Origin of the sequence: Candidatus Defluviibacterium haderslevense (assembly GCA_016712225.1) — a bacterium.
Taxonomy (GTDB): domain Bacteria; phylum Bacteroidota; class Bacteroidia; order Chitinophagales; family Saprospiraceae; genus Vicinibacter; species Vicinibacter haderslevensis.
On sequence record JADJRL010000003.1, the window covers coordinates 2,819,334 to 2,831,826 of the forward strand.

At 33.4% G+C, this 12,493-nt stretch carries 11 protein-coding genes; 4 read left to right on the forward strand and 7 right to left on the reverse strand.

Going from position 1 to position 12,493, the window contains the following annotated elements:
- Window positions 1-289 precede the first annotated feature (289 nt).
- Window positions 290-1,462, forward strand: coding sequence for a T9SS type A sorting domain-containing protein (locus IPK88_11045; GenBank protein MBK8243951.1), 1,173 nt, complete (start codon window positions 290-292; stop codon window positions 1,460-1,462).
- The gene (locus tag IPK88_11050) at window positions 1,463-3,157 is read left to right on the forward strand and encodes a T9SS type A sorting domain-containing protein (GenBank protein ID MBK8243952.1); all 1,695 of its coding nucleotides are present in this window, start codon (window positions 1,463-1,465) and stop codon (window positions 3,155-3,157) included.
- A 178-nt stretch (window positions 3,158-3,335) separates the two neighbouring features.
- Here IPK88_11050 and IPK88_11055 read toward each other — a convergent pair whose 3' ends face one another.
- From IPK88_11055 to IPK88_11070, 4 genes are read right to left on the reverse strand one after another with little or no spacing between them, the layout of a single operon-like run.
- Window positions 3,336-3,854 carry a DinB family protein gene (locus IPK88_11055; GenBank protein ID MBK8243953.1) on the reverse strand — a complete coding sequence of 173 codons (519 nt, stop codon included), beginning with the start codon at window positions 3,852-3,854 and terminating at the stop codon, window positions 3,336-3,338.
- 10 nt (window positions 3,855-3,864) lie between these two features.
- On the reverse strand, window positions 3,865-4,347 hold the full coding sequence (locus IPK88_11060) for a GNAT family N-acetyltransferase (GenBank protein ID MBK8243954.1): 483 nt from the start codon (window positions 4,345-4,347) through the stop codon (window positions 3,865-3,867).
- The gene (locus IPK88_11065; GenBank protein MBK8243955.1) at window positions 4,340-4,813 is read right to left on the reverse strand and encodes a hypothetical protein; all 474 of its coding nucleotides are present in this window, start codon (window positions 4,811-4,813) and stop codon (window positions 4,340-4,342) included. The genes IPK88_11060 and IPK88_11065 overlap by 8 nt, the downstream gene beginning before the upstream one ends.
- The gene (locus IPK88_11070) at window positions 4,810-5,736 is read right to left on the reverse strand and encodes a DJ-1/PfpI family protein (protein ID MBK8243956.1); all 927 of its coding nucleotides are present in this window, start codon (window positions 5,734-5,736) and stop codon (window positions 4,810-4,812) included. The genes IPK88_11065 and IPK88_11070 overlap by 4 nt, the downstream gene beginning before the upstream one ends.
- Window positions 5,737-5,925: 189 nt before the next feature.
- Between IPK88_11070 and IPK88_11075 the strand changes: the two genes are divergently transcribed.
- On the forward strand, window positions 5,926-8,166 hold the full coding sequence (locus IPK88_11075) for a hypothetical protein (GenBank protein MBK8243957.1): 2,241 nt from the start codon (window positions 5,926-5,928) through the stop codon (window positions 8,164-8,166).
- A gap of 415 nt (window positions 8,167-8,581) precedes the next feature.
- Complete coding sequence (locus tag IPK88_11080) at window positions 8,582-10,378, forward strand: prolipoprotein diacylglyceryl transferase (protein ID MBK8243958.1); 1,797 nt, start codon at window positions 8,582-8,584, stop codon at window positions 10,376-10,378.
- 6 nt (window positions 10,379-10,384) lie between these two features.
- Here the strand turns inward: IPK88_11080 and IPK88_11085 are convergent, their stop codons facing one another.
- Genes IPK88_11085 through IPK88_11095 form a run of 3 tightly spaced genes read right to left on the reverse strand, consistent with a single transcriptional unit; the run spans window position 10,385 to window position 12,482 of the window.
- Window positions 10,385-10,885 (reverse strand): GNAT family N-acetyltransferase, encoded by a 501-nt coding sequence (locus IPK88_11085; protein MBK8243959.1) that lies wholly within the window; start codon window positions 10,883-10,885, stop codon window positions 10,385-10,387.
- Window positions 10,886-10,926: 41 nt separating this feature from the next.
- On the reverse strand, window positions 10,927-11,697 hold the full coding sequence (locus IPK88_11090) for a DUF481 domain-containing protein (GenBank protein MBK8243960.1): 771 nt from the start codon (window positions 11,695-11,697) through the stop codon (window positions 10,927-10,929).
- On the reverse strand, window positions 11,694-12,482 hold the full coding sequence (locus IPK88_11095) for a hypothetical protein (GenBank protein ID MBK8243961.1): 789 nt from the start codon (window positions 12,480-12,482) through the stop codon (window positions 11,694-11,696). Before IPK88_11095 ends, IPK88_11090 begins: the two co-directional genes overlap by 4 nt.
- Window positions 12,483-12,493 lie beyond the last annotated feature (11 nt).

Consider the following 12,493-nt stretch of genomic DNA (forward strand, 5'->3'; position numbering starts at 1 on the left):
ATACTGAGAATGTTATTTTTACTGAGTTTTAAACATTGGTTGTAACATTTTTTAACTTGAAAGTATTTCCATTCCTCATCATGAATCAATACCTTAATATTCATGCTGGGTATTTTCTGAGTAATAATATGTTGAAATTTATATAAGTTATTAGGACATTGTGGTGATTGACATCCAGTGTGATACCATGAAATATTTGTAAATAATAAAGACTTTAATTAAATAATTTTTAAAATTAGTATGTATATTTGATTATCCATTTTATAATAATAAAAGAAACTAAAGATTTATGAAAAAATTACTACTATTTATTGTTTTTTGCTTGAGTTTAATTTCAATTAATAGTCAAAGGCGTTTTGATTTAAAAATTACGGTCGATAATGAATTGCGTGATGTTATTATTGTCCAGCCAAGTCATTCGGCTCCACCTGGAGGATATCCTGTAGTCTTCATGTTGCATGGGACCAGTGGTGACGGAGAGAAGTTTTATAACATTTCAGGATGGAAGGAATTGGGTGAGGAAGAAAATTTTATTACGGTTTTTCCATCTTCCTTGTCCTGGTGTTTTGTTGAGGATGGAATAGAAAAACATAATACGAAATGGGTGAATGGTGATCTGTTAAGCATACCCTGTGCTGGTAAACCTCAAGACTATGTTGATGATGTTAAGTTTCTTAAACGAATTGTTCAATTAATTCAAGATACTTTGCAAGTGAACTCCAAAATGATTTTTGCTTCTGGATTTTCGAATGGTTCTGTGATGATTCATAAATTAGCAAATGATGCTGGTGATGTGTTTGCTGCTGTAGCTGGATGCAGTGGTCCACTCACTGAATTAGATTCTATAACACCTGTGAATAGAATTCCTGCATGGTTTATGGTAGGTTCACTAGATGATCGATATATAGTCCCGCCTTTTACTTCATTGCCATTTGGAGGTGATTCCATTTTGGCCTATTTGAGTGTATTTCTCAATAGAGCATTAGTTTGTCAAGGCTTAACTCAAACATTTATTAAAAAAGAATCAAATATTACCCTTACGTACATTTTTAATGAAGCTCAAGCTGGTATGACCTCTAAACCATATTTGTTTACCTTGATCAAAGATATGACCCATGAATATCCTAATGGTGCGAATTATCCTTTATCAGCACCAAAGATATTTTGGGAATTTTTTAAACAATCTGTTGTGACGAGTACAAATGAATTTGAAAACCGTGATAAAAAAATTAATATTTATCCTAATCCGTCTGATGGAATATTAAATATAAAAGCAGCTAATACTAAAATTGAACGTTTAGATATTTATAATTCTCAAGGTAGTAAGCTTTTAAAAGTTGATCAGTTAAAAGAAACATATCAAATGGACCTAACACAATATCCTGATGGTATTTACTTTATTCAACTAAAAACCTCATATGGTAATTTTACAAAAAAATGGATTAAATGTCATCATGAATAAATGAAAAAATGTAAGCTTGTATCGTTCATTTTCATCCTATTATTTATTTTAGAGATTAAAGCTCAGTCTTTTTCATGGGCAAAATCAGTCGGTGGTACAGGAATTATTTTTTCAAGTTCAATTATAATAGATTCGGAGGGAAATATTTATAATACTGGTCATTTTTATGGGACTATAGATTTTGATCCTGGAGTAGGCATTTTTAATTTGAGTTCTGAAGGAGGTGGGAGCGATATATATGTTTATAAATTAAATGCTCTCGGAATTTTTCAATGGGCCAAATCTATTGGTGGTCCTTCGGAAGACTTTTCTTCTTCTATAAAAGTTGATTTATTAGGTAATCTATATATTACAGGTGATTTCCGTAAGAATGTAGACTTTGACCCTGGGGCTGGAATTCTTTATTTAACATCTAAAGCTTTTAGCAGGGATGTTTTCATATTAAAATTGGATTCGTTCGGCAACTTTTTGTGGGCTAAATCTTTTGGTGGAGTAGATGAGGATGCAAGTTCTGCAATTTCATTGGACGATTATTTTAATGTTTATTTAGTTGGGCGATTTAATGGCTTAGTTGATTTCGATCCAGGAAAGGGAGTTAATGAATTGTATTGCAGCGGTTTTTATAATGGGTTTATTGTTAAATTAGATTTATTAGGAAGTTTTAAATGGGCTAAGACTATATGCTCACAAGATTATGCAATGATTGAATCAATAGCAGTAGACCGCTTTGAACACATTTATATAACTGGTCATTTTAGAGGTATTAATCATTTCAATATTAAGAATGATTCATTGGAGTTAAATACAAATGGTGACAGTGATATTTTTATTTCTAAACTTGATACGTTAGGTCAATTCGAATGGGTTAAGGTAATTGGTGGAAATGAATTTGAAGAAGCTCATTCAATATTATGTGATAATTCGGGTTATATATATGTCAATGGTACTTTTAATGGAACATTAGATTTTGATCCGGATACTGGAATTTATAATTTAAAATCAAAATCTACATTTAATAATTTTGTTGCTAAATTTGATAACACAGGTCAATTAATTTGGGCAATAGATATTAATACAGGTCGTAGTTTTTTAACACTTGATGATTTGGGAAATACATATTGCTTTGGAACATTTGAAGGGACAGTCGATTTCAATCCAGGTGTTGATACTTTTGAAATATCATCAATAGGGCCATATGATTTCTACATTTCCAAAACTGATAATTTAGGTCAATTTCTTTGGGTAAAATCGATAGAATTATTAAATGGTGGACTTCCCTCTTCTATTACCTTAGATCATGATTTAAATATAATCACAACAGGTAATTTTAAGGGAACCTGTGACCTTAATCCTGATTGGGGTATTGAAAAACATACTTCTATTGGTGTTTCAGATCAATTTGTGCTTAAAATAGATCAAAGAACGGTCAATATGAATTCTATAAATAATAAAATTGACTTTGATATTTTTCCAAATCCCTCTTCCCAATTTATTCGAATTAGTTTAAATAATAATAACACTTATGATATTTGGAAAATTAATGTGTTTAATAGCTCAGGTCAATTGGTATATCGTATAAGTAATCATTCCAATCATTCTATAGTATTGAATAAAGAAACAATAGGCACGGGACTATTTTATATTCAGGTTCATGCGAACGGAGAAATGATGTCTAAGAAAATATTTTTTGAATAAATGTAACTATTCGATTTAATACTAAATCATTTTATAAGTGTTATCATGTTTTCAAAAGGGGCAAACTATACGGCTCTGACTTGATTGTTGCTTTTAGCCAAATACATAATATAACTATTTAATTACTTTACAAATAGCTTACACTTAAAGGAAATAGATTTGGATAGATATATAGTTTTTACAATAAAGGCATATACCTTTCTTCGATCAATTTAAAATGCCAGCGCTGATGACCGGGCAACATAAATCCGATAGAGGCTATGGAATAAGAACCTTTGAACCCTTGCCCCATTATTTCAAGCATTGCAGGTGTGAAAGAATGGAATAGTGTATATAAACTAAAATGTACAATTTTTAATTCATCGATCAGACTTTCCAATGTTCGATTATTGGCATTAGATGCCTTTGCATATTCATCTTCATCAAAGGATGGCATTTTTTGAGTTTCACCTCTTGAAAATGCCAGTACGCGATATGAAAAAATACGTTCTGCATCAATAAGATGTTGAATGATTTCATTGATGGTCCACTTGCCCGGAGCATAAACCTTATCACCAAGGGCTCTCCATTTTTGTATTGGTATGGTATCCAATTCATCAATACTTTTTTGAATGGCATCGAGTAATTCTACATCATCGGTCATGTTGATGTATCGGTCAAAGTATTCCGGTAATGTAGGTAATTGTGATCGTTTCATATATTTTAATTTAGTTGTTTTTATTTAAAAATTGTTCAAGGTCTAAATACATGCGCAATTTCTTTTTGGATTGGGCTCCTAATCTGTTGTAGAACTCAATGGCTCGGGTATTGAATTCCGGTGTTTGCCATTGCAACAATCTAATATTGAGTTCTACAGCATGGGAAATCATTTTTTGGATCATTGCCAATCCTATGCCATGATTTCTGGCAGACTCTCTAACGAAAACACAATCCATATGTAAATAATAATCGGCCTCCCAGGTAGAGAATTCTTTCATATATGTTGTATAAGCTAAAATTCCTTGTTCGCCTTCTGCAATAATACAATACAAGGTGGGTGTACTATGAAAGAGATGTTGTTCCAAGCGTTTTGATTTTCCTTCAAGGTTGTAAACTGTTTTTTCATAATAAGCATGTTCTTGACACAGAATAATGATTTCATCTATGTCCTGCGGCATTGCAAATCTGAGTGTGTAGTTTAATTTAGACATCTGCATTGAGTTGGGAATTGAGATAGGCATCAAAATTTGGTTGGTCCGATTGTTTTAGAACATGCTCCACCCATGCATTCCGTTCGAACCAAATTACAGCGAGTTCCCAAACACATGTAATGATACCTTTATCTGAGAATAATTTAAAATGTAAAGGATCATCTTGAGTGGCCACGAAAACATGATTTTGCAACATGTTGTCATCAATCCACCAATTTAATATCGCAAAACAACCTTCCCTACCTTCATGTATGATAAGCGTTGCTATCCGGTATGTTGTTAATGGATAATTTTTTGATAGTTTAAGCCATTCATTAAGTTGTTGTTTTGCAAGTTCAATATGAGTTGACGAGACACGTTCGTTTTTTATGGATATACTGTAGATTTTAATCATCCAATCTTGATGCTCGTGAAGTTCAATAAATCGAATGGGTCTTGTTTGGTATCGTGTTTTAATGATGCTCATTGGTCGATTTGTTGGATGATTCTATTGATTTGACGTTCACTCTTGAGACCACATTTTTCTGCCATTTGTTTTTTTGAAATATTCGGATTAAACATCCACTCTTTCACTTTTTCAAGTCGAAGGAGTTGAAGATACTCATGTACCGTAAGTCCGGTTTCTTTCTTAAAAATCCTCGTAAAATTTCTACTGCTCATATGTGCTACTACCGCCAATTCTTCTATACTGGTTTTTGTATGGATATTATTTTGCAACCTGTCCTGGACCCGATGGATGCCTGCATGTATATGATTTCTAAATTCCAATAAATCACTTTGTTGTTTTTGATGACCGCTTCGTCTCTTGTAAATGACCAATTCACGTGCTACTTTATGAGCAAAATATTTCCCATACAATTGTTCGAGGATGTGTAAGGCTAAATCAATTCCAGATGCAACACCTGCACTGGTATAAATTCCCGAATCTTCAGTATATAATACGTTTTCTATGACTTCTATATCAGGATATAATTCTTTTAAAAGACCGGTCCGTTTCCAATGTGTAGTACACATTTTATTTTTAAGTATGCCAATATGAGCCAAAGCAAATGCACCACTACAAATGGAGCAAATGTTGACCTTGAGTTCATATGCATTACGTATCCACTGATGCAGGCTCGTGTTAGACTTATAGGCAATGGATTGGAAATAACTTAATTGGGTTCCGGGAATAATAATAAAATCACCTTTAGTAAGTTTTATTTCTGAAAAATGTTTCATGGTTCCTAGATGCAAACCAGCTGATGTTATTATGCTTTTACCTATGGTCACATATTCTATGCATAGATCAGCGCCATATTCAATGCCTTCAAAAAATACCTGATCAGGGCCTGCAAGATCCATGAGATGTACTTTTGGAAGAATAAGAAATATTATTTTTACTGGCACGGTAGGCTAATTGATTTAGCAAAGGTAATCGATTAAATATACTATAATAGCCATAAATGAGACAAATCAAGCCAAATTTAAATGCTACCAAAATCATGAATAAATGTTAAAGTTGTTCACCTTAGTTCGTATTTGAAGTTTATTGAATATCTTTAAGCACTTTTGTAGATTACTTTAAATTAGTTATTGATGTTTAAATATTTCATTTCAATTTTACTGGTCTTTTGTTATTTAATAGATGTTAGTGCGACACATATCGTAGGAGGTGATATGGCTTATCGGTGTCTAGGTAATAATGATTACGAAATTACGCTTACACTTCGAAGAGATTGTATTAATGGAAGTCAGCAAGCGCCATTTGATGATCCTGCCAACGTTGGTATCTTCGATGCACAAGGGCTATTATTAACGACCCTTGGAAATTCGGGTGTTTTGAGAATGAATTATAATAACAATGACACCTTAGATGAATTTATGTTTAAGAATTGTGGTCTAATAGGAGGTGATGTCTGTGTGCACACTACAAAATACAGAGATACCATCAAGTTGCCCTTCCGCTCAGGCGGTTATATTCTGGCCTATCAGCGATGTTGCAGAAATTTTACGATCACTAATATTATTAATCCACTGGGCACTGGTGCCACCTATTCTCTAGAAATAAAGGAAGAGGCTTTAAGGGTTTGTAATTCAAGTCTGGTATTGAGTTCTTATCCACCCATATATATCTGTGGAGATTATCCAATTGATTTCAATTTAAAGGCCTATGATGCTGAAGGTGATTCGCTGGTATATAAATTATGTACCCCTTTCGAAGGAGCAGATTCTATCAATCCTCGTCCAACAAGGCCAAGTAGTCCACCCTTTGTAGAAGTTGTATTTAAACCACCATTTAGTTTGTTGGATATGATCGGTGGAAAACCTGCTTTGCAAATGGATCCAATGACAGGGCGTATGACTGGTTTTGCAGAACCGATTATTGCTCAATATTTGATCGCATATTGTGTGGAGGAATATCGCAAGGGTGTATTACTTTCTGTCATTCGACGGGACTTTCAGATTAATGTTCGTTTGTGTAAATCATTGCCTGAAGCTCATTTTGATGCAAGTATCGACCCTTGTGATTTAAATCAACTACTTAAACTTACTGATTTATCAAAGGATAATTATTCCAGTATTATTTCATGGAATTGGAAGATCATGCTTAATGGTAATGTATACAACAGTACGGATAAAAATCCATTAATACAGATTAATGACACAGGAATTGCAACGATACGTTTGATTGTTCAATCTAAAGAATCATGCCGCGATACTATTCAAAAAACAATTCCCATATCTTGGTTGCTTGCTAAAGTTCCAACAAAAAATCATGAGATCTGCAAGGGTGATTCAGTATTGTTGGCCAACTTTAGTAGTACAGGTGCAACCTATATGTGGCGTCCTACTGTTGGACTATCTTGTTCGACCTGTCCCAATCCTGTTGCAAGACCTATAAGTAATACTCAATATATACTTACTAGTACATATGGCAATTGCAACAAAACAGATACCGTTAATATTAAAGTTACCAGTTGCTTTGTAGATAGTTGTGCTATCCAAATTAAAAAAGTTTGTCTGCCAAGTGGTATGGTAGAAGTCCGTATTTTAGATGCATTTGGGAATCTGATTCAATCTGCTAAAAGGCTGCACGAATTGTTTTGGGATGTAAAAGAATCTTCGCAACATGCCAAATATATTTTGCAAAATAAAAATCCAGTATTATTATTTCCTTCAGATATATTTAGTATTACTTCTAAAATATATACTTGGCCCAAGGGAGTTCCGAAGTCTATAGAGTATGCAAAAATTTGTGAACGAAGAATCATTGATACCATTAATGTCAAATGTGAAGGTCCATGCACAGAAATGAAATTCATACTATCTAGTTGCTTGGATGATTACGATGTCAAAAATAATTTGAATTTTCCGCCTGCATTATGTGAATCTGTTTGTGGTGGATCTTGTAATATTATCGTAGCATTATTTGAAGAAAATGGAACATTGATTGATCCCAATGCATATCAAATTCTTTGGTCTAATGGTAGCACCAATTCTTATGTCCATATTATGGCTCCGTATTATAATACCTTAACCGTAGAAGTCAGAAAAGGTGAATGTATCTGGAGAGGCAGATATTGGAAATCTTGTGATTTATATAAGGGAAGTAATTTAATAGATAGCAGAGATTTTGGTAATGTATTTCTCCAAGCTGAAAGCATGAATGTAGAAACATTTCTCCAAAAAGCTTCAATTAAGAATTATAAAATATATAACATAGAGGGAAAATGCGTAGCAAAAGATATTTTAGGGTGGAATCTTCTGACTTCTGGATTGTATTTAGTTTTTGTTGAAATAAATGGTGAAATAAAGGTTTATAAAGTTTGGAAATAATATCATGCTGTCGGTCATTGGTCCATCGGAGCAGCCTCTTTGTAGATGGATAACATCCATCAAAAAAATGAATGGTAAGAATTAAAATAATTGATTAGCCTACGTCCTTGCTCCAGCGGAGCAACCTCCTTGTAGATGGATAACATCCATCAAAAAAATGAATGGTAAGAATTAAAATAATTGATTAGCCTACGTCCTTGCTCCAGCGGAGCAGCCTCTTTGTAGATGGATATCATCCATCGAAAAAATGAATGGTAAGAATTAAAGTAATTGATTAGCATACGTCCTTGCTCCAGCGGAGCAACCTCTTTGTAGATGGATAACATCCATCAAAAAAGAATTAATTAAAAATTTGGTTATACCATTTTTTTATTATTTTTGAATTATAGATTTTATAACACCAATCCCTAAATTTATGTTAGTTCAAACAATTACCATTGTAATTCCATTAGACCAAACCGGTCCTTATTACCAGAGCTTTTATGTTTTGGCTATGGCCATAGGATTTTTATTATTAATTTATGAAGGATACCGCAGAAAGTATCCCATATCTACTTGGATGCTTATTTTAGCCTTTGTATTTACTGCAATAATTCTTGGATCAAAATTGGGATCCATTCCGATTGCAGATTGGTCCTTAGTTTTTAATTCTGAAGAGCTCATCATATCCTCTAAATCTGCGATTTGGGGATCTGTTATGGGACTATTAAGTATGTATGTTGTTAAGAAATTGTTGAATTTCAGAGCTCCAATCATGGATGCTTTCGCTTTTTTTCTTCCCGTAGTAATGATTTTTCAACGATTAGCTTGTCTCTGTGCAGGCTGTTGTTTCGGAACTTGTACGGATAGTGCTCTTGGAATTTCCTATGCCGGACCCGGATTATTGAGAGAGGTCCAATTATCAAATGCATTGATAGATCAGTCTGCTTGGATCAGCGTGCCCGTTCATCCGGTACCTTTATATTTTATTTTTGGTAATTTGTTGACATTAATCATTTTGCTATTTGTCAAAAAGCGATTAAACAACCCAGGGAGTTTAATTTTATTAAGTATTTCACTGCTACTTGGATTTAGATTTTGTATAGAATTTTTTCGAGATCCGGTGACGAATCATCATTTCTCGGATATGTTTTTGGGAATAAAAGTATTGCAGTGGATATTGTTAGGCTTCTTTGTTATTGCGGTTCTTGGATTTGTCAAAAAGGAACATCAACAAGTAGGCATAAGTGTAATAGAACCTGTAAGGCATATGCATAATACCAGTCTCATGTTTTTTTTGTCTATGTTTTATTTAATTTTTCAAAATATTTTTTCAGCAGAAGAACTTGTGATTCTAAAGAGTTTGTTGATCATTTCGCTTATGGTTACGGTTATCAGTTTTGTAAAATCTTATTCTAGATATACATTTCCGATCAGTCCGGTTATAATGATGGTATTTGCCGTTGTGCTGATGAGTCAAACATCAAAAGTTGAATCAGAACCTAGTAGAAGAAAAACAAAACATTTTATTAAGGCTAATGCAACTTATAATAATTTGAGAGGTACTCGTTACCCTTGTAAAATGGTGGATCAGGGATGTACCAGTTATTGTGCCATATTAGATAGTACACAAGCACATGGCCCATATTATACAAGCTATAATTTAGGATATGAAGCCAATATTCCAGTTAAAAAAACCTCTAATTATATTCTTGGTATCGAAGGTCAAATGGAACGATATTATAGTGACTCACCCTATAAACTCTTGCAGGATTCCAGATATAATATACATGGGTATGCTGGATTTGAAATTTCAAAATATTTTGGTGCAACGGTTGGAATGCGGGTCGGTTCGATATTCAGCTATGAAGACGAAGTCAATACCAATCACAAGATATTGCCAACCATAAAAGTGTGGACTGGTAATAAAGATTATGCTACCGTAGGATTTGGTATTTGGAACGGTGAACAAATTGGGGTAGGGCCTTCAATTGCAAATCTATTCTTAAATATCAATCCCAAAATTTTGGGTCTCAAAAAATGGGAACTCATTTCATTGCATCACTCATCTATCTGGGAAAATTTTCCAAATAAAAATAATCTTTGGAGCATCAATGCAAGTTATCAATACAATCGGAAATTATATATCACACCGAGAATGGGATTGAGTTTTGGATATCAGCCATATGGCTTTCATGCAGGTCTTGGGATAAAGTATCAATTAGGAAAATAAATAGGATTAGGTGCTAAATAGCATGAGTTCTTCTTCAATTTGTGGAAGATGAATATTATTTTGAAATTGCATGCCGATTTTTTTTAATAGTTTTATAGAAGAATCGTTATTCAATACCGTGATAGCTAAAATGGGTGAACATTTCAATGTGTGAATCCCAAATTCCAAGGTAGCGTGAGCTATTTCATAGGCATATCCCTGACCCATGTATTCAGGTAAAAAGGCAAATCCAATATCAGGAAATTCCAAATGGTCTCTTTTGATTAAACCACACATTCCTATAGGAGTTTGATCAGATTTTAATGTTACCATTGATAGTCCGTATCCATGCTCATGATAACTTTTTAAAGGACCTTTTAGCAAATATTGCTCAGCTTGTTCTATGTTTTTCACATTCCGATCTCCGATATATTTCAGCCAACCGGGACTATTCAGTAATTCTATAATGAATGGAGCATCGTCTAAATTGAATGGTCTGAGGAGGAGGCGGGTGGTTTCGAGGTTCATTTTATGGATTGAATTATTTCTGAAAAATACAAAACTTTTAGTTATACTTTAATTTTATAGGAAATCCCTGTAGTCACTTTTGACGTTTGTTTTAGGGTTTCGTTTGGAGGTCTTCGATCATAGAAGTGGTTATAATTTATGGAAATAAAAAAATGTTTATTTATTCCATATTTTAAGGATGATTGATTTAAAATTCTATAATCATAGAACTCATTGACCAAGGGTTGAAAATAGGTCGTTGTTATAAATTCTGTACGTTCATAGGGGAATAAGCTGAATGATAGGTAACTGCTACTTCGGAAATTTTCATGTGTTATTTGGTTTTGGGATACTTCTTCTTCGTGTTCATACATCATCAACGAGGCTGCATACATTCTGATTTTTTTATTATCCACCAATTTAAATCGTGGTCCCGTTCCAAGTAGAAATCTAGATTTTAAATTTAGGATTTCATTTTGTTGGAATTGTACAAAAGCTTCCCATCTTAAATATTTGTTGCATTTGATATTGTACCTTAAATGCAACATGGCTTCATCTACAAGTTGGACCTCATCACCTTTGAGGAATCCATAGTAAGCTGCTGCAATAAATAAATGCTTGTTTCGCTTGTATTCAGCTAAAAGATTACCTTCAGCTTGAATAACTTTACTTGTTGATTGTATAAAGGAACCATTCATTCCGATTTCACCAAACCAGCCATTGGAATCGGTTCTTATTCTGAATTTTTCTGCATTGACTAATTGACAATGACCAATTGTTGGAAGATGTATAATGATTAATATTGCGAAAGTTGGTATAATGAATTTCCTCATGATTCGTAATAAGAAATATATTGATCTGTAATGATCACACTACTGTTAGGAACTTTTTGAAGTTTAATGGTTACGGCTACAAATTCTATAATTTCTTTTCTTTTTTCCAGTGGGATTCCTGTCGCTGCAAACCACTGATTTTCAGTGGGAATAAAAATATAGACAATGCAATTCCCCCCTCCGAATTCATAATCAAAGGGTATGTTTATGTTTCCTTCAATATAATGAATCGTGCCTGATCTTCCTTGTTCATCAATCTCTAATTTTTTATCTTGAGCTGGATACAATTCTTTCATCTTGGATTCGCGAAAATCTATGTCATCAGGAATTAATTTTCCAGCAGAATCATAATATCTTCGCCGATCTTTTAGTAAATCAGAGACGGGCTCTATTATTGGGGCAATTAAAGGTTTTTCTATTACTTCAATATTAGGTTCCAGTTTTTGAAAATAAAGTTTATGCGTAATAATTCCTACCATATCTACCTCAATGCAATAATGTGCTGGAAGAAATTCCAAACTATCCATAACAATCTGTATACTCCCATTTAATCTATTTTGTACTGGATCTTCAATAATCATTTGCGAACGATCCAAATCGATCATTTTGAATGTTTGATATTTGTATCCTTCATTCGGTAACCACATTATGAGTTGCTGGCAATCTGGATAATACACATAATTGACATGGTTCATATCGAACTCTTTGAAATCTGTTTTTGAAATATTCGGAGACCAAATATTTTCAATATGTTCAATAATGATTTTTCCAAAATTCGGTTCCATGCCTAGGCGTC